Annotated in this window: 15 protein-coding genes and 1 pseudogene; 13 read left to right on the top strand and 3 right to left on the bottom strand. The window is 58.8% G+C overall.

Annotated elements, in window-relative coordinates; all coding sequences use genetic code 11:
- Positions 1-68 precede the first annotated feature (68 nt).
- From ACZ9BB_RS26800 to ACZ9BB_RS26750, 11 genes and pseudogenes are all read left to right on the top strand, one after another.
- A pseudogene (locus tag ACZ9BB_RS26800) lies at positions 69-2884 on the top strand (LPS-assembly protein LptD).
- Positions 2859-4181, top strand: coding sequence for a peptidylprolyl isomerase SurA (gene surA / locus ACZ9BB_RS26795; protein WP_476217684.1), 1323 nt, complete (start codon positions 2859-2861; stop codon positions 4179-4181). Before ACZ9BB_RS26800 ends, surA begins: the two are co-directional and overlap by 26 nt.
- Positions 4178-5167, top strand: a complete 990-nt coding sequence (gene pdxA, locus ACZ9BB_RS26790) for a 4-hydroxythreonine-4-phosphate dehydrogenase PdxA (protein WP_476217682.1) — start codon at positions 4178-4180, stop codon at positions 5165-5167. The genes surA and pdxA overlap by 4 nt, the downstream gene beginning before the upstream one ends.
- Entirely contained in the window at positions 5164-5985 is an 822-nt protein-coding gene (gene rsmA, locus ACZ9BB_RS26785) for a 16S rRNA (adenine(1518)-N(6)/adenine(1519)-N(6))-dimethyltransferase RsmA (protein WP_476217680.1), read from the top strand. The genes pdxA and rsmA overlap by 4 nt, the downstream gene beginning before the upstream one ends.
- Positions 5986-6100: 115 nt before the next feature.
- Positions 6101-6481, top strand: a complete 381-nt coding sequence (gene apaG, locus ACZ9BB_RS26780) for a Co2+/Mg2+ efflux protein ApaG (protein ID WP_447794834.1) — start codon at positions 6101-6103, stop codon at positions 6479-6481.
- Positions 6481-7362, top strand: a complete 882-nt coding sequence (locus ACZ9BB_RS26775; RefSeq protein ID WP_476217678.1) for a symmetrical bis(5'-nucleosyl)-tetraphosphatase — start codon at positions 6481-6483, stop codon at positions 7360-7362. The genes apaG and ACZ9BB_RS26775 overlap by 1 nt, the downstream gene beginning before the upstream one ends.
- 33 nt (positions 7363-7395) lie before the next feature.
- Positions 7396-7725: a thiosulfate sulfurtransferase GlpE gene (glpE, locus tag ACZ9BB_RS26770; protein WP_476217677.1), complete on the top strand. Its 330-nt coding sequence runs from the start codon at positions 7396-7398 to the stop codon at positions 7723-7725.
- Positions 7726-8022: 297 nt separating this feature from the next.
- Positions 8023-9945: a PrkA family serine protein kinase gene (locus tag ACZ9BB_RS26765; protein WP_007904259.1), complete on the top strand. Its 1923-nt coding sequence runs from the start codon at positions 8023-8025 to the stop codon at positions 9943-9945.
- Positions 9946-10149: 204 nt separating this feature from the next.
- Entirely contained in the window at positions 10150-11421 is a 1272-nt protein-coding gene (locus tag ACZ9BB_RS26760) for a YeaH/YhbH family protein (RefSeq protein ID WP_476217675.1), read from the top strand.
- The gene (locus ACZ9BB_RS26755; protein WP_476217673.1) at positions 11418-12980 is read left to right on the top strand and encodes a SpoVR family protein; all 1563 of its coding nucleotides are present in this window, start codon (positions 11418-11420) and stop codon (positions 12978-12980) included. The genes ACZ9BB_RS26760 and ACZ9BB_RS26755 overlap by 4 nt, the downstream gene beginning before the upstream one ends.
- A 64-nt stretch (positions 12981-13044) precedes the next feature.
- Positions 13045-14274, top strand: a complete 1230-nt coding sequence (locus tag ACZ9BB_RS26750; RefSeq protein WP_476217671.1) for a multifunctional CCA addition/repair protein — start codon at positions 13045-13047, stop codon at positions 14272-14274.
- A 93-nt stretch (positions 14275-14367) separates the two neighbouring features.
- Here ACZ9BB_RS26750 and folK read toward each other — a convergent pair whose 3' ends face one another.
- Both folK and folB read right to left on the bottom strand, forming a co-directional pair.
- Positions 14368-14886: a 2-amino-4-hydroxy-6-hydroxymethyldihydropteridine diphosphokinase gene (gene folK / locus ACZ9BB_RS26745; RefSeq protein WP_476217669.1), complete on the bottom strand. Its 519-nt coding sequence runs from the start codon at positions 14884-14886 to the stop codon at positions 14368-14370.
- Positions 14877-15233 carry a dihydroneopterin aldolase gene (gene folB, locus ACZ9BB_RS26740; RefSeq protein WP_007904249.1) on the bottom strand — a complete coding sequence of 119 codons (357 nt, stop codon included), beginning with the start codon at positions 15231-15233 and terminating at the stop codon, positions 14877-14879. The genes folK and folB overlap by 10 nt, the downstream gene beginning before the upstream one ends.
- A 74-nt stretch (positions 15234-15307) precedes the next feature.
- On the opposite strand from folB, the gene plsY reads away from it, so the two are divergent.
- Entirely contained in the window at positions 15308-15877 is a 570-nt protein-coding gene (plsY, locus tag ACZ9BB_RS26735) for a glycerol-3-phosphate 1-O-acyltransferase PlsY (protein ID WP_476217667.1), read from the top strand.
- A 23-nt stretch (positions 15878-15900) separates the two neighbouring features.
- Here plsY and tsaD read toward each other — a convergent pair whose 3' ends face one another.
- On the bottom strand, positions 15901-16926 hold the full coding sequence (tsaD, locus tag ACZ9BB_RS26730; protein ID WP_476217665.1) for a tRNA (adenosine(37)-N6)-threonylcarbamoyltransferase complex transferase subunit TsaD: 1026 nt from the start codon (positions 16924-16926) through the stop codon (positions 15901-15903).
- Positions 16927-17125: 199 nt separating this feature from the next.
- Between tsaD and rpsU the strand changes: the two genes are divergently transcribed.
- Positions 17126-17341, top strand: a complete 216-nt coding sequence (gene rpsU, locus ACZ9BB_RS26725; protein ID WP_002551877.1) for a 30S ribosomal protein S21 — start codon at positions 17126-17128, stop codon at positions 17339-17341.
- Positions 17342-17788 lie beyond the last annotated feature (447 nt).

Raw genomic sequence — 17788 nt, 5'->3', positions numbered from 1 at the left:
TCAGACCATCGAGAGGCGTGCGGCCCACACCGCGGGCAGATGGCACGCAGGAAGCCCGGACTAATAAGATGGCATTGAAATCCCCCGCGTTTCGTAAAAAATTTCCGTTGTTGGTCACCGGCAGTCTGCTGGCCCTGCAACCTCTAGCCACTTCGTTCGTGGTCGCTGCGGAACAGTATGACTGCTCAGTCTCTGCTTCGGGTGCCTGGGACTGTGCGCCAAAGACGCCGGCAGCTGCATTGCCGCCGCGTCCCGTCCATGACGGCAGCGCGGTTTCCGCCACTGGCGAAGCCCCGGCTGGCACCGCCTCCAGCGAAGAAACCGGCGCCAAGCCTGTGCTGGTTACCGAGTCCAAGGGCCGCGGCCTGAAGTCGCGTAGTGAAGACTACAGCCACCTCGACTGGGTTCCGCGCGAGAAGCTCACCGCAGCGCAATTGGCCGAAACCGGTCCTTACTGCTCTGGTTCCTATATCGAACCGATTCGTCCTGGCATGAATGACAAGACGAATAAAAGTGACGCACCGACCTTCCTCGGCGCCAAGGCCTCCCGCTATAAGCAGGATGAACAGATCGCTACCCTGGCCGGTGACGTGGTCATGCGTCAGGGCAGCATGCAGGTCGAAGCCGACGAAGCGAACCTGTACCAGGCCGAGAGCCGTGGCGAACTGAGCGGCAACGTGCGCATTCGCGACAATGGCGCACTGATCGTGGGCGACCACGCCGACGTGCAACTCGACACTGGTGAAGCCAAGGTCGACAACGCCGAATACGTGATGCACAAATCCCGTATCCGCGGTAACGCGCTGTACGCCAAACGTGCCGAGAACGCGATCATCCGCCTCAAGGATGGTACCTACACCACGTGTGAACCGAACAGCAACGCCTGGCAACTCAAGGGCAACAACATCACCTTGAACCCGGCGACCGGCTTCGGCACCGCGACCAACGTGACACTGCGGGTCAAGGACATCCCCGTTCTGTACACGCCGTACATCTATTTCCCGATCGACGACCGTCGCCAGTCCGGCTTCCTGCCGCCGACCATCGGCACCGGCAGCGATACCGGCTTCATGCTGGTCACCCCGTACTACTTCAACCTGGCACCGAACTACGATGCCACGTTGTACCCGCGCTACATGAGTAAGCACGGGCTGTTGATGGAAGGCGAATTCCGCTACCTGACCAAGACCAGCGAAGGTCAGTTCGGCGCTGCGTACCTCAACGACGAAGACACCGATCGCAGTGGTCAGACCGACTACCAAAAAAAAACCGCTACATGTACAACTGGCAGCACAAGGGTGGTCTCGACTCCCGCGTCTTCACGCAGGTCGATTACACCAAGATCAGCGATCCGTATTACTTCCAGGATCTGCAGACTGATCAAATCGGGGTGAAAAGCGCTGATTACGTGAACCAGCAGGGTTCTGTCACCTATCGTGGCGACAGCTACACCGCTCGTGTGAATGCCCAGGCTTATCAGCTGGCAACCGTTTCGAACATCACGCCGTACGATCGTTTGCCGCAGATCACCTTCAATGGACAGCTGCCTTATCATCCGGAAGGTCTGAATTTCGATTACGAGACAGAGGTCGTGCGGTTTGACCGTGATTTGAAGAACGGCAACTTCGTGAACGAAGACGGCACTGTCGCATCGCGCCTTGATAACAACGTTCAAGGCCTGGCACGTGCCAACGGCGACCGCTTGAATCTCAAACCGGCTGTCAGCCTGCCGTTGAACTGGACTTATGGCTTCCTGAAGCCTTCGCTCAAGTACCAATACACCCAGTACCAACTGGATCTGGACGGTACTGGCAAAAACCAAATCGTGGCCCAGGATCAAGCCGCAGCTGCAGCCGGGACTGAAAACATCAATGGTCATTTCGGCAGCAACCAGAATCGTGGCGTGCCGATTGTCAGTATCGACAGTGGCCTGTATTTCGATCGCAACACCCAATGGTTTGGCAAGAATTATCGCCAGACCCTCGAACCGCGCCTGTTCTACCTCTATGTACCTGAGGAAGACCAGAAGGATATTCCAGTATTCGACACCGGCGAATACACCTTCAACTATGCCTCGCTGTTCCGCGACAACCGCTTCTCCGGCTCCGACCGCGTCGGCGACGAGAACAAACTGTCCCTGGGCGTGACCAACCGCTGGATCGAAGACAACGGTTTTGAACGCCAACGCATCAGCGTCGGCCAGGCGTTGTACTTCAAGGACCGCGAAGTCCAGTTGCCAGGTATCGATGCGAAAACCCGCGCCGATGCTCAAGCCAACGTTTCACCGTACGCTCTGGAATACGAGTACCGCTGGAACCGCGACTGGCGCACCACGGCTGACTACAACTGGGATCCGGACAGCCGCAGCCCTCGCTCGGGCAGCGCGATGTTCCACTACCAGCCTGAAGACAACCCGAACAAGGTCATCAACGCCGGTTATCGCTATCGCAATGACCAGGTCCGTTATGACCAGAACACCGGTAAATGGTCGGTGGGCGGCGGTGACTATGGCACCCCGGGCACTCCTGGCTACGTGAAGGATTACTACAAGATCAAGCAGCACGACTTCTCGGTGATCTGGCCGATCGTGCCACAGTGGAACGCCATCAGCCGCTGGCAGTATGACTACAACCGCAACCGTACTCTGGAAGCCTTCGGTGGTTTCGAGTACGACAACTGCTGCTGGAAACTACGCCTGATCAACCGTTACTGGGTTTCCTATGACGAATTCAGTCAGGAAGCTCCACAAAACGAAAAAGGCGACCACGGCGTCTTCCTCCAAATTGTTCTGAAGGGACTCGGCGCCCTCACTGGCGCCAAGGTAGAGAGCTTCCTCGACAAAGGCATCCAAGGTTATCGTGAACGTGAAGACCAAGCTTTCTGATTGTCTGCGCCCGCTGATGCTGGGCGCGCTGTTCCTGGGTACCGCGGCCAACGCCGCGGTACAGTCCATCGATAAGGTGGTGGCCATCGTCGACAACGACGTGGTCATGCAGAGCCAACTGGACCAGCGCGTTCACGAAGTTCAGCAAACCATCGCCAAACGTGGTGCTGCCGTACCGCCTGCCGGCGTACTGGATCAGCAGGTACTCGAGCGCCTGATCGTCGAAAACCTGCAATTGCAGATTGGCGAACGTTCCGGCATCCGCATTACCGATGAAGAACTGAACCAGGCCGTCGGCACCATTGCCCAGCGCAACAACATGTCGATTGATCAATTCCGCGCCGCCCTGGCCCGCGATGGCCTGTCTTACGACGCTGCTCGTGACCAGATTCGTCGCGAGATGATCATCAGCCGTGTGCGTCAGCGTCGTGTGGCAGAGCGCATCCAGGTGTCCGAGCAGGAAGTGAAGAACTTCCTGGCATCCGACCTGGGCAAGATGCAGCTGTCCGAAGAGTTCCGTCTGGCCAACATCCTGATTCCTACGCCGGAAAGCGCCAACTCCGACGCCATTCAGAATGCCGCCAAACAAGCCGACGCGGTTTACCAGCAGCTCAAGCAAGGCGCTGACTTCGGTCAGTTGGCAATCGCCAAATCCGCCAGCGAAACCGCTCTGGAAGGTGGCGACATGGGCTGGCGTAAAGCCGCTCAACTGCCACCTCCGTTCGATCGCCTGCTCAGCACCATGGCTGTTGGCGACGTAACCCAGCCAATGCGCACCCCGGGCGGCTTCATCATCCTGAAGATCCTCGACAAGCGTGGCGGCGAGACCCAGGTGCGTGACGAAGTGCACGTGCGTCATATCCTGGTCAAACCAAGCCCGATCCGCGACGAAGAAAAAACCAAGGCCCTGGCCCAGTCGCTCTACTCCCGTATCGAAGCGGGCGAAGACTTCGGCGAGCTGGCGAAAAGCTTCTCGGAAGATCCGGGTTCCGCCCTCAACGGCGGCGACCTGAGCTGGATCGACCCGAACGCATTGGTACCTGAATTCCGCGAAGTGATGGCCAAGACCCCACAAGGTCAGCTGTCCAGGCCGTTCAAGACCCAATATGGCTGGCACGTTCTGGAAGTCCTTGGCCGTCGCGCCACCGACAGCACCACCCAGGCCCGCGAGCAGCAAGCGATGACCGTACTGCGTAACCGCAAATACGACGAAGAGCTGCAAACCTGGTTGCGTCAGATCCGTGACGAAGCGTACGTGGAAATCAAACTCCCTGGTGCAGACCAGGCAACGCAGTGAAACCCAAGCGTTTCGCGCTGACCCCTGGCGAACCGGCCGGCATAGGTCCTGACCTGTGCCTGCTGCTCGCCTCGCAAGCCCAGCCACACCCCCTGATTGCCATTACCAGCCGCGACCTGCTCATCGAGCGGGCCGCGCAGCTGGGTGTGGCTGTCAATCTGCTGCCGGTAACACCGGACAACTGGCCAGACGTTCCTGCCCCCGCTAACAGCCTGTATGTGTGGGATACACCACTCAACGCCAAGGTCAACGCCGGGCAACTGGACAAGGCCAATGCGGCTTTCGTCCTGGAAACGCTGACCCGCGCGGGGCAAGGCTGCCTGGACGGGCATTTCGCCGGCATGATCACCGCCCCTGTACACAAGGGCGTGATCAATGAATCCGGGATCGCGTTTTCGGGGCATACAGAATTTCTCGCTGACCTGACCCACACCGCGCAAGTGGTGATGATGCTCGCCACCCGCGGATTGCGCGTGGCGCTGGTCACCACTCACCTGCCCCTTCGCGAGATCGCCGACGCGATCACGCCGGAGCGCCTGGAGCGGGTCACGCGGATTCTGCACGCCGACCTGCAAGAGAAATTCGGCATCGCCCAGCCACGCATCCTGGTGTGTGGGCTCAACCCGCACGCCGGTGAAGGCGGTTACCTGGGCCATGAAGAAATCGACATCATCGAACCTACATTAGAGCGCCTGCGCGGCGAGGGCATGGACCTTCGCGGTCCCCTGCCCGCCGACACTCTGTTTACCCCCAAATATCTGGAGCACTGCGACGCAGTGCTGGCGATGTACCACGACCAGGGCCTGCCCGTGCTGAAATACAAAGGCTTCGGCGCGGCAGTCAACGTGACCCTTGGCTTGCCGATCATCCGCACGTCGGTCGACCACGGCACTGCCCTGGACCTGGCCGGCAGCGGCAAAATCGACACCGGCAGCCTGCAAGTCGCCCTGGAAACCGCCTACCAGATGGCCGAGACCCGTTTATGACCGAGCATTACCAGCACCGGGCGCGCAAGCGCTTCGGCCAGAACTTCCTGCACGATGCCGGCGTTATCGACCGCATCCTGCGCTCTATCCACGCCAAGCCTGAAGACCGTCTGCTGGAAATCGGCCCGGGCCAGGGCGCATTGACCAAAGGCCTGCTCGACAGCGGCGCCCAGCTGGACGTAGTAGAGCTGGACAAGGATCTGATCCCGATCCTCAACCAGCAGTTCGCCGGCAAGAGCAACTTCCACCTGCATCAGGGCGACGCGCTGAAGTTCGACTTCAACAGTCTGAACGCCGCGCCGAACAGCCTGCGAGTGGTCGGCAACCTGCCGTACAACATCTCTACGCCGCTGATCTTTCATCTGTTGCACAACGCAAGCCTGATTCGTGACATGCACTTCATGCTGCAAAAGGAAGTGGTCGAGCGTCTGGCGGCGGGCCCAGGTGGCGGTGACTGGGGTCGCCTGTCGATCATGGTTCAGTACCATTGCCGGGTTGAGCATTTGTTCAACGTTGGCCCGGGGGCGTTCAATCCTCCGCCGAAGGTCGATTCCGCGATCGTGCGCCTGGTACCCCACGCGGTGCTGCCGCACCCGGCCAAAGATCACAAACTGCTGGAGCGCGTCGTGCGCGAAGCCTTCAACCAGCGCCGCAAAACATTGCGCAACACTCTCAAATTGCTGCTAAGCAACGCCGAAATCGAAGCCGCCGGCGTCGATGGCAGCCTGCGCCCCGAGCAGCTCGACCTGGCTGCCTTCGTGCGTCTGGCCGACAAGCTCAGCGAACAAGTCCTACAAAAGCCTGCCACCACCGACTGACAGGCGATGAGCGCTATCGGGTAGGACGCCACTCTGGTTTACTACCCGATACTTGGCCTAGACTGACTTCTATCAGCTACGCCCCGCGTCCCGCTTCGTTTCTAAGGCCTTTTGCATGTCCGATCCTCGTTATCAGGTCGACGTCAGCGTCGTCACCCGCTATCTGGCAGAACAATCGCAACCCGAGCACAATCGCTTTGCCTTCGCCTACACCATCACCGTGCAGAACAATGGCCTGGTACCCGCCAAACTGCTTTCACGGCATTGGGTGATCACCGACGGTGACGGGCATGTCGAGGAGGTTCGCGGTGCAGGCGTCGTCGGCCAGCAGCCGTTGATCGACGTGGGCAAGAGCCACACTTACAGCAGCGGCACCGTCATGACGTCCAAAGTCGGTACCATGCAGGGCACTTATGAGATGGTCGCCGACGACGGTAAACACTTCGATGCTGTCATCGCTCCGTTTCGTCTGGCGGTGCCCGGAGCCCTGCACTGATGGCGACGTATGCCGTCGGCGACTTGCAAGGTTGCCTTGAGCCGCTGCAATGCCTGCTCAAGCAAGTCGCTTTCGACCCGGCAAAGGATCGTCTGTGGCTTGTAGGCGACCTGGTCAATCGAGGCCCACAGTCGCTGGAAACCTTGCGCTTCCTCTATAGCATCCGCGAGTCGCTGGTGTGCGTACTCGGCAACCATGACCTGCACTTGCTGGCCGTCGGGCAAAACATCGAACGCCTGAAGAAGGCCGACACTCTGCGCGAAATTCTGGACGCACCCGATTGTGCAGAGCTGCTGGAGTGGGTTCGGCAACAAAAGCTCATGCATTACGACGAACAGCGAGATATCGCCCTGGTCCATGCTGGCATCCCACCGCAATGGTCGCTGCGCAAAGCCTTGAAGTGTGCCGCCGAAGTCGAAGAAGCCCTGCACGACGACAACCGCTTCGCGCCTTACCTTGATGGTATGTACGGCAACGAACCGGTGAAATGGGACAGCGACCTCAAAGGTGCGGCCCGCCTGCGAGTCATCACCAACTATTTCACCCGGATGCGTTTTTGCACCAGCGACGGCAAACTCGACCTCAAGGGCAAGGAAGGCATCGACACCGCGCCGCCGGGTTATGCGCCGTGGTTCACTCACAAGGAGCGCAAGACCAGAGGCCTGAAGATCATCTTCGGCCATTGGGCGGCGCTCGAAGGCCAGTGCAACGAGCCGGGGCTCTTTGCCCTCGATACAGGTTGTGTCTGGGGTGGCGCCATGACCCTGATGAACATCGACACCGGTGAGCGCCTGCAATGTAAATGCGACGCCCGAGGTAATACCCGACCGCCAGTCGCCACCTCTATCCCCGAACAAACGTCAGCCAGCGCCCCGCGCTAGACTGCGCTTTCAGCCGAGCCACAGGAGCCCGCCATGAGCGAATTCAAACGTATCCCCCCAGAACAGGCCCAGGCCCTGCGCGAACAAGGCGCGGTGGTGGTCGATGTCCGCGATCCAGCAACTTTTGCCGCGCTGCACATCGCAGGCTCCAGGCATCTGGACAACCATTCTCTGCATGCCTTCATTCAGGGCGCTGACCTGGACGCGCCGACGGTAGTGGTCTGCTATCACGGTAATTCCAGCCAAGGCGCGGCTGCCTATCTGGTCAGTCAGGGCTTCTCCGACGTCTACAGCATGGACGGTGGTTTTGAGCTATGGCGTACGACTTATCCTTCGGAAACGGCGCAAGGCACTTCCGAATAATTTTTTTGTACCGCGCAAGCCCCCAGCTGCCGCGGGCTAGCGCGGTGGCAGACGAACGGTCTGCCATAACTAATTACGTATCTTGCCTTTCTCTCCCGAATTCCCAACTATCCTTAAGCGCAGGCCATCCAAAACAGGGGAGAGCCGGTACACCGGCGCACGGGTCATCGGGAGTAGCTTTCGGAGTAGTCAGCTCTGGAAGAGTTCTGGGGGGTAAACAGCAACTGCCTGTTCGGTTGCTGCCAGCATCGACTGAGTGATCCGGCGTCGGCTCCACGTATCGAGCGAGGTGACGTCATGAGTATCTTTAGCCACTTCCAACAACGCTTCGAGTCCACGCGCCAGGAAGAACTCTCGCTGCAAGAGTATCTGGAACTGTGCAAAAAGGACCGCAGCGCCTACGTTTCCGCCGCCGAGCGTCTCTTGCTGGCCATCGGAGAACCGGAGCTGCTCGACACCTCGACCAACTCGAGGCTGTCGCGAATCTTTTCCAACAAGGTGATCCGCCGCTATCCGGCCTTTGAAGACTTCCATGGGATGGAAGAATGCATCGACCAGATCGTGTCGTATTTCCGCCATGCCGCTCAGGGTCTGGAAGAAAAGAAACAGATCCTCTACCTGCTTGGTCCTGTCGGTGGCGGTAAGTCGTCCCTGGCTGAAAAGCTCAAGCAACTGATCGAGAAAGTGCCCTTCTATGCGATCAAGGGCTCGCCGGTTTTCGAGTCGCCCCTGGGTCTGTTCAACGCCACGGAAGATGGCGCGATCCTCGAGGAAGACTTCGGCATTCCCCGGCGCTATCTCAATACCATCATGTCGCCATGGGCCACCAAGCGCCTGGCCGAATTCGGCGGCGATATCAGCCAGTTCCGCGTGGTGAAACTCTATCCGTCGATCCTCAACCAGATTGCGGTGGCGAAAACCGAGCCGGGCGATGAAAACAACCAGGACATCTCGGCACTGGTGGGCAAGGTCGATATTCGCAAACTGGAAGAGTTCCCACAGAACGACGCCGATGCCTACAGCTACTCGGGCGCGCTGTGCCGGGCCAACCAGGGCCTGATGGAATTCGTCGAAATGTTCAAGGCACCGATCAAGGTGCTGCACCCATTGCTGACCGCCACCCAGGAAGGCAACTACAACAGTACCGAAGGTCTGGGGGCAATTCCGTTTACCGGAATCCTGCTGGCCCACTCCAACGAGTCGGAATGGCATACCTTCCGTAACAACAAGAACAACGAAGCATTCATCGACCGGATCTACATCGTTAAAGTGCCGTATTGCCTGCGCGTCAGCGACGAGGTGAAGATCTACGACAAGCTGCTGTTCAACAGCTCGCTGGCCAAGGCCCATTGCGCGCCCGACACCCTGAAGATGCTCGCTCAATTCACCGTGCTCTCGCGCCTCAAGGAACCGGAGAACTCCAACATCTACTCCAAGATGCGCGTGTATGACGGCGAAAACCTCAAGGACACCGATCCGAAGGCCAAGTCGATCCAGGAATACCGCGACGCAGCGGGTGTCGATGAAGGCATGAATGGTCTGTCGACCCGCTTCGCCTTCAAGATTCTGTCGAAGGTCTTCAACTTCGATCCACACGAAATCGCTGCCAACCCGGTACATCTGCTCTACGTGCTGGAACAGCAGATTGAACAGGAACAATTCCAGGCTGAGACCCGCGAGCGCTATCTGCGCTTCCTGAAAGAGTACCTGGCGCCGCGTTATATCGAATTCATCGGCAAGGAGATCCAGACTGCCTACCTCGAGTCTTACAGCGAGTACGGCCAGAACATCTTCGATCGCTACGTGCTGTATGCCGACTTCTGGATTCAGGATCAGGAATATCGCGATCCGGAAACCGGCGAAATCCTCAACCGCGTGGCCCTGAACGAAGAACTGGAGAAAATCGAAAAACCGGCCGGCATCAGCAATCCGAAGGATTTCCGCAACGAAATCGTCAACTTCGTACTGCGCGCCCGAGCCAACAACAACGGCAAGAACCCAACCTGGCTCAGCTACGAAAAACTGCGGGTGGTCATCGAGAAGAAAATGTTCTCCAACACCGAGGACCTGCTGCCGGTCATCAGCTTCAACGCCAAGGCCAGCAAAGAGGACCAGCAGAAGCACAACGACTTCGTCACACGGATGGTCGAGCGGGGCTACACCGACAAACAGGTACGACTGCTGTCCGAGTGGTACCTGCGGGTCAGAAAATCACAGTAACCCGCTGCCGGTCAGACCGGTTGTCGTTAGCCAGAGGCCTGTGTACGCTTTTTCTGTTACACAGACCTCTGGGAGGTGTTCGAAAGTCGGTAACGAGGTTCAGGCAGCATCCAGAAGCGCTTGGGGGAGCGTGAACATCCCTTGGCACAGAGTCGATGCTGCATAACCGCTCGCCCCTTTCAGGACAGCTTCTAAGGAGCAGTCATGAGCTATGTGATCGACCGACGTCTCAATGGCAAGAACAAGAGCACGGTAAACCGTCAGCGGTTTCTGCGGCGTTACCGTGATCACATCAAGAAGGCCGTCGAAGAGGCGGTCAGCCGGCGTTCCATTACCGATATGGAGCACGGCGAGCAGATCAGCATTCCCGGCCGCGACATCGACGAGCCGGTGCTTCACCACGGCCGTGGCGGCAAGCAGACCATCGTGCACCCGGGCAACAAGGAGTTCACCAGCGGCGAGCACATTGCCCGTCCGCCCGGAGGTGGCGGTGGCAGAGGTCCCGGCAAGGCCGGAAACACAGGTGAGGGAATGGACGAGTTCGTCTTCCAGATCACCCAGGAAGAATTCCTCGAATTCATGTTCGAGGACCTTGAACTGCCTAACCTGGTCAAACGCCACCTGAGCGGCACCGATACCTTCAAGACCGTACGCGCGGGCATCAGCAATGAGGGTAACCCGTCACGGATCAACATAATCCGCACGCTACGCTCGGCCCATGCCCGGCGAATCGCCCTGTCGGGCAGCAGCCGGGCAAAATTGCGTGAAGTCAAAGAGGAGCTGACGCGGCTTAAACGAGAAGAGCCGGACAACTTCGGTGATATTCAGGACCTCGAAGCAGAAATCGAAAAACTCAGCGCGCGCATTCATCGAGTGCCGTTCCTCGACACGTTCGACCTCAAGTACAACCTGCTTATCAAACAGCCGAACCCCAGCTCCAAAGCGGTGATGTTCTGCCTGATGGACGTGTCTGGCTCCATGACCCAGGCGACCAAGGACATCGCCAAGCGTTTCTTCATCCTGCTTTACCTGTTTCTCAAGCGCAATTACGACAAAATCGACGTCGTGTTCATCCGCCACCACACCAGCGCCCGCGAAGTGGATGAGGAGGAGTTCTTCTACTCCCGGGAAACCGGCGGCACCATCGTCTCCAGCGCCCTGAAGCTGATGCAGGAGATCATGGCCGAGCGTTATCCGAGCAACGAATGGAATATCTATGCCGCTCAGGCGTCCGACGGCGACAACTGGAACGACGATTCGCCGATCTGCCGCGACATCCTGATCAATCAGATCATGCCGTTCGTGCAGTACTACACTTATGTTGAGATTACCCCGCGCGAACACCAGGCTCTGTGGTTCGAGTACGAACGCATCGCCGAAGCCTTCTCTGACACTTTTGCCCAGCAGCAACTGGTCTCGGCCGGGGATATCTATCCGGTCTTTCGTGAACTCTTCCAGCGCAGGTTAGTGACATGACCGCCAAAGAGCAGAAGCGCCAACCCATTTCCACCGGCTCCGAATGGACGTTCGAGCTGATCCAGGCCTACGACCGCGAAATCAGTCGTCTCGCGGCCCGCTACGCCCTCGATACCTACCCTAACCAGATCGAAGTGATCACCGCCGAGCAGATGATGGATGCCTACGCCTCTGTCGGCATGCCCTTGGGTTATCACCATTGGTCCTATGGCAAACACTTCCTCAGCACCGAAAAGTCCTACAGTCGCGGCCAGATGGGGCTGGCCTACGAGATTGTGATCAACTCGGACCCTTGCATCGCCTATCTGATGGAGGAAAACACCATCTGCATGCAGGCACTGGTGGTAGCTCATGCCTGCTATGGCCATAACAGCTTCTTCAAGGGCAACTACCTGTTCCGCACCTGGACCGACGCCAGTTCGATCATCGATTACCTGGTATTCGCCAAGCAGTACATCATGCAATGCGAAGAGCGCCACGGCATCGACGCGGTAGAGGACTTGCTCGATTCCTGCCATGCGCTGATGAATTACGGGGTCGACCGTTACAAACGCCCTTATCCGATTTCCGCCGAAGAGGAACGCCGTCGGCAGAAGGATCGGGAAGAGCATCTGCAAAAGCAGATCAACGATTTGTGGCGGACCATTCCAAAAGGCGCGGACAAATACAGCGACAAGGACAACGCGCGTTTTCCCGCCGAACCTCAGGAAAACATCCTGTACTTCATCGAAAAACATGCCCCGCTGCTGGAGCCCTGGCAACGTGAAATCGTGCGGATCGTGCGCAAGATCGCCCAGTATTTTTATCCACAGCGCCAGACCCAGGTGATGAACGAAGGCTGGGCCACGTTCTGGCATTACACGCTGATGAACGACCTGTACGACGAAGGCCTGGTCACCGACGGTTTCATGATGGAGTTCCTGACCTCCCATACCAGCGTGGTCTTTCAGCCCGGTTTCGACAGCCCCTACTACAGCGGGATCAACCCCTACACCCTGGGGTTTGCCATGTATCGCGATATCCGGCGCATATGCGAACAGCCCACCGAAGAGGACTACCGCTGGTTCCCGGAAATCGCCGGCACCGACTGGCTGTCCAGCATCAAATTCGCCATGAGCAGCTTCAAGGACGAGAGCTTCATCCTGCAGTACCTGTCACCCAAGGTGATCCGCGACCTGAAACTGTTCAGCATCCTCGATGACGATCAGAAGGACGATCTGCTGGTTCCGGCCATACACGACGAAGAAGGCTATCGCACCATTCGCGAAACCCTGGCGGCGCAGTACAACCTGGGCAACCGCGAACCCAACATACAGATCTACAGCATCGATCGGCGTGGCGACCGCTCCCTGACTTTGCGGCACCAGCAGCACGATCGCAAACCACTGGGCGACTCAACCGAGGAAGTACTCAAGCACCTGCACCGGCTCTGGGGCTTCGACATTCACCTGGAAACCCTGCAAGGGGATCAGGTGGTGAAAACCCACCACGTCCCCCCTAAAGGCGAGCATGGCGAGGGGGATTATGGCCGCCTGGATCTGGCAGTCATTCATCTTTGATCCTGTTTTCTGCCTCCGTAAGTTCGACGCAAAGGTTATTCTGTCGGGCTAACGGAGGTTTTTTATGCAGATTTATAAAGTCGGTGGCGCGGTCCGCGATCGCCTGCTGGGCAAGCCTGTCACCGATATCGACTGGGTCGTGGTAGGCGCCACCACCGAAGAAATGCTCGCCAAGGGTTTCCGCCCGGTGGGTACGGATTTCCCGGTGTTTCTTCACCCCAAAAGCAGTGAGGAATACGCCCTCGCCCGCACCGAGCGCAAAAGCGGGCGCGGTTACGGCGGCTTCACCTTTCACGCCAGCCCCGAAGTCACACTCGAAGAAGACCTGATTCGTCGCGACCTGACGATCAACGCCATGGCGGAAGATGATCAGCAGAACCTGACCGATCCCTACCATGGGCAGCGCGATCTCGAGGCTCGCCTGCTGCGTCACGTTTCCCCCGCGTTCGCCGAAGATCCGCTCCGGGTTCTACGCGTTGCCCGCTTCGCCGCGCGTTATGCCGGACTGGGTTTCACCGTCGCCCCCGAGACACTTGAACTGATGCGTCAACTCAGCGAGTCAGGCGAATTGGAGGCGCTGACCCCGGAACGCAGCTGGAAAGAAATCTCCCGTGCACTGATGGAAGACCAACCCCAGGTGTTCATCGAGGTGCTGCGCGAGTGCGGCGCACTCAAGGTGCTGATGCCGGAAGTCGACGCCCTGTTCGGCGTACCGCAACCCGAAGCCCATCACCCGGAAATCGACACTGGCGTACACACCCTGAGCGTTTTGGAGCAAGCCGCGCAGCACAAACAACCGCTGACCGTGCGCTGGGCCTGCCTGCTGCATGACCTGGGCAAAGGATTGACGCCCGAGGAAGAATGGCCCCGCCATATTGCCCACGAGCACAAAGGCCTGAAGCTGATCAAAGCGGTCAACGCACGCTTCAAGGCACCGAAGGACTGTCAGGAACTGGCGCTGCTGGTGGGCGAATATCACACCCATGGCCATCGTGCTCTGGAGTTGAAACCGTCGACCTTGCTGGAGTTGCTGCAGAGTTTCGACGTCTATCGTCGACCTCAGCGCTTTGAGGAATTTATCGCGGCATGCGAGATGGACGCTCGGGGACGCAAAGGCCTGGAGCAGAGAAGTTATCCACAGGCGGATTATTTACGTGGCGCGGCCACTGCGGCGCGAAGTATTGCCGTTCAGCCGCTGCTGGAGAAGGGATTCAAGGGACCCGAGCTGGGCGAAGCGATCAAGCGCGAGCGGCTCAAGGCGTTGAAGGCTTACAAAGACGCGGCGTCGACGTGAAAAGCTTCGCGGGCAAGCCTCGCTCCTACAGATTGGCGCCATTCACATGATCGACGCTACCCCTGTAGGAGCGAGGCTTGCCCGCGAAGAGGGTCACACTAAATTCGAAGGGGTCAATTGCTGGCCGCGCCATTCAAAAGCCACCGGCGCCAACACCTGATCGATCCGCGCCTCGCTCCACAAGGTCGCAAAGCTTTTGCCTACGCCTGGATGCACTCTGTCCGGCGCAATCAGCGACAACGGCCACAGCACAAAGGCATTTTTCAGAATCTCTGCACGCGGCAAAATCAAACCATCGAAATTGCCCACGAGGTCGCCAAACAGCAACACATCGATATCCAGCGGCAAACCCTTGCGGTCTGGAGCGTAACGGCCGTTGTCCGCTTCGATGAACTTCAATCGGCGGTCCAGCTCTATCAGCGGCAGATCAGTGAAGGCCGAGACCACAAAGTTGAAAAAAGGCCCGCTCTTGATCCCCACCGGCTGGCTTTCGAATACCGCCGAGCAGCGCATATCCACCAGGAAACCCGCCAGGGCGTCCAGGCCAGCCTGCAAATGGGATTCACGCTCGATATTGCTCCCGAGCCCGAGATACACCTGAGTCAGCGACATCCGCGCTCGATCTCCACGCCCACGCCACCGGTGGCCGCCGGGATAGCGCCCGGCTTGGTCAGCTTCAGGCGCATCCAGGTGATCTTGAATTCGCTCATCAGCACTTGCGCCAGACGCTCGGCAAACGTCTCGACCAGCTGAAACTGCGCCTGTTCGGCAAATGCCTGGATACGTGACGAAACGCTCGCGTAGTCCAGCGCCAGGGTCAGGTCATCACCGGCGGCAGCCGGACGATTGTCCCAGGCGAAGCTCAGATCAAGTCGCAGACACTGTCGGATGCCTCGTTCCCAGTCGTAGGCACCAATCACGGTGTCGACTTCCAGGCCCTCGATAAACACTCTGTCCAAGCACTTCTCTCCGCTGCACGACAAGGGCGCAATGCGCCGTTAGAATCAGGGCGTCCTCGCCCGGAATAGTTAGCATGTTTTGGTTACTGGCGATCCTCGCCTACCTGCTTGGCTCTCTGTCCTTCGCCATTTTGCTCAGCCGCCTGACCGGTAACCCCGATCCGCGAATGAGTGGTTCGGGCAATGCCGGTGCCACCAACATGTTGCGCCTGGCTGGCAAGAAACTCGCCATCCTGACCTTGCTCGGCGACCTGAACAAAGGCCTTCTGCCCGTGTTGATCGCGGGTGCGGCGGGCCTTTCACTGCAGGAACAAGCCTGGATCGGCGTCTGTGCCGTCATCGGTCACCTGTTTCCGCTGTACTTCCGCTTTCGCGGCGGCAAGGGTGTCGCCACCGCCGCCGGCATGCTGCTAGGGCTCTATCCACCCGCCGCACTGCTGGCGGTCTGCGCCTGGCTGCTGACGTTCTACCTGACCCGCACCAGCTCACTCGCAGCCCTGATTGCCACCCCCCTGACCCTGCCACTGCTTGCCTGGCAAGAACCGGCGGCATTGCTGCCCATGAGCGCGCTCACGGGGCTGATCGTCTGGCGTCATCGCGGCAATCTACGCGACCTGTTTGCCGGGCGCGAACGGCATTTTTAAATACCGTACATGAGCGCCGCTCATCACAGCGCCGACAACTGTTCCATCGGCCAGCGCGCCTGCACGCTGATCGCCAGGCTTTCATGCTGACCGGCCTGCAAACGCTGGCATCCGGCAAACGCAATCATCGCGCCGTTATCGGTGCAGAACTCCGGACGGGCATAAAACACGTCGCCCTTCATGTCGCCGAGCATTTTTTCCAGTGACACCCGCAGCGCCTTATTGGCGCTGACGCCCCCTGCGATCACCAGACGCTTGAGACCCGCCTGTTTCAGGGCACGCTTGCACTTGATGGTCAAAGTCTCCACCACGGCCTGCTGGAACGCCAGCGAGATGTCGCAACGGGCTTGATCGCCGTCGTCCCCGGCGCTGACGCATTGCTGCCAGGTGTTCAAGGCGAAGGTTTTCAAACCGCTGAAGCTAAACGCCAGGCCCGGACGATCACACATCGGACGCGGGAAGACGAAACGTCCGTCAACGCCTTGCGCCGCCAGACGAGCAATCTCCGGACCGCCCGGGTAATTGAGGCCCATCATTTTTGCAGTTTTGTCGAACGCTTCACCGGCGGCATCGTCGAGGGTCTCGCCCAAGAGCGTGTACTGACCGATCCCGTCGACCTGAACCAGCTGCGTATGACCCCCCGAGACCAACAAAGCGACGAACGGGAACTCCGGTGGCTGCGGCTCCAGCATCGGCGCCAGCAAGTGACCTTCCATGTGGTGCACGCCCAGCGCCGGGATACCCCAGGCAAAAGCCAGCGCCTGAGCGCAGGAAGCCCCTACCAGCAGGGCTCCGACCAGGCCGGGACCGGCGGTATAAGCGATGGCATCGATCTCGGTCGGCACGCAATCGGCCTCGGCCAGAACCTGACGAATCAAGGGCAGCATGCGTTTGACGTGATCACGCGACGCCAGCTCCGGCACCACACCGCCATAGGCACGATGCAGATCGATCTGACTGAACAGCGCGTCGGCCAACAACCCGCGTTCACTATCGTAAAGTGCGACACCGGTTTCGTCGCAAGAGGTTTCTAATCCCAGTACTAGCATGGGTTTGCGCCTTGTAGAGGCTGAATTCGAAGGCGCGCATAATAGTCGTCGCGTGATGCCCCGACCAGCGGTTTTCGATCAGAGGCTTTGCATTCCGAGCGATGAGGGGTTAACATCCGCAACCCTTAAAAACCGACGTCTTCAAGTGCTCTTTTGCCGCGAGGATGTTGACCCCGGTAATGAATGAAGGTAGCTCTGGATGCCAGCCGTCAAAGTTAAAGAGAACGAACCCTTCGACGTAGCTCTGCGTCGTTTCAAGCGCTCCTGCGAAAAAGCCGGTGTACTGGCTGAAGTTCGTAGCCGCGAATTTTACGAGAAGCCTACTTCTGAGCGTAAGCGTAAAGCAGCAGCCGCTGTTAAGCGTCACGCCAAGAAAGTACAGCGCGAACAGCGCCGCGCCGTTCGTCTGTACTAATACACAGACGATCGTAGCAAGCTTCTGCCAAGCCCGGCCCCAAGCCGGGCTAATGGCATTTGCGGACAACGCTTGATGCTTCACCGTCAAAGCCGCAGACGCGACCGAGACAAATCTGCTTCACAGCGTCAGACCTGGCTCTTCTGCCAGCGGTGCACGTCTTTTCTGACGAGCCTTCCAAGGCTACTGACGAGCACACCCACTGATTCCTCTCACGACGATCAGCCCAAGGCACCTTCTTGCGTGCCCGCTTATGAGCTATCCGAGGCCATTGACTGGCCGTCGCCGGATTCAGCGAAACACTTTCAAATAGTCGAATACTGATTGGTACTAACGTCAGTGGATTTTCGGCAGATACACTTCCCGACAGCGATTACGCAGACGACACTGGTCGAGCCGCACACCTTGCGCGCCTCAAACAACGACCCACGTTCGGCCGCCCTTCGC

Source organism: Pseudomonas sp. TE3552, assembly GCF_056278945.1.
Note: the sequence above shows the minus strand (reverse complement) of the source record. Positions and strands in the feature narration are given on the sequence as shown.

Bases quoted from the DNA above. Each gene is read 5' to 3' on its own strand.
- ACZ9BB_RS26775 (WP_476217678.1), top strand. From the start codon at position 6,481: ATGGCGACGTATGCCGTCGGCGACTTGCAAGGTTGCCTTGAGCCGCTG.
- plsY (WP_476217667.1), top strand. From the start codon at position 15,308: ATGTTTTGGTTACTGGCGATCCTCGCCTACCTGCTTGGCTCTCTGTCC.
- rsmA (WP_476217680.1), top strand. From the start codon at position 5,164: ATGACCGAGCATTACCAGCACCGGGCGCGCAAGCGCTTCGGCCAGAAC.
- folK (WP_476217669.1), bottom strand. From the start codon at position 14,886: ATGTCGCTGACTCAGGTGTATCTCGGGCTCGGGAGCAATATCGAGCGT.
- ACZ9BB_RS26750 (WP_476217671.1), top strand. From the start codon at position 13,045: ATGCAGATTTATAAAGTCGGTGGCGCGGTCCGCGATCGCCTGCTGGGC.
- ACZ9BB_RS26755 (WP_476217673.1), top strand. From the start codon at position 11,418: ATGACCGCCAAAGAGCAGAAGCGCCAACCCATTTCCACCGGCTCCGAA.
- tsaD (WP_476217665.1), bottom strand. From the start codon at position 16,926: ATGCTAGTACTGGGATTAGAAACCTCTTGCGACGAAACCGGTGTCGCA.
- ACZ9BB_RS26760 (WP_476217675.1), top strand. From the start codon at position 10,150: ATGAGCTATGTGATCGACCGACGTCTCAATGGCAAGAACAAGAGCACG.
- ACZ9BB_RS26765 (WP_007904259.1), top strand. From the start codon at position 8,023: ATGAGTATCTTTAGCCACTTCCAACAACGCTTCGAGTCCACGCGCCAG.
- rpsU (WP_002551877.1), top strand. From the start codon at position 17,126: ATGCCAGCCGTCAAAGTTAAAGAGAACGAACCCTTCGACGTAGCTCTG.
- glpE (WP_476217677.1), top strand. From the start codon at position 7,396: ATGAGCGAATTCAAACGTATCCCCCCAGAACAGGCCCAGGCCCTGCGC.
- apaG (WP_447794834.1), top strand. From the start codon at position 6,101: ATGTCCGATCCTCGTTATCAGGTCGACGTCAGCGTCGTCACCCGCTAT.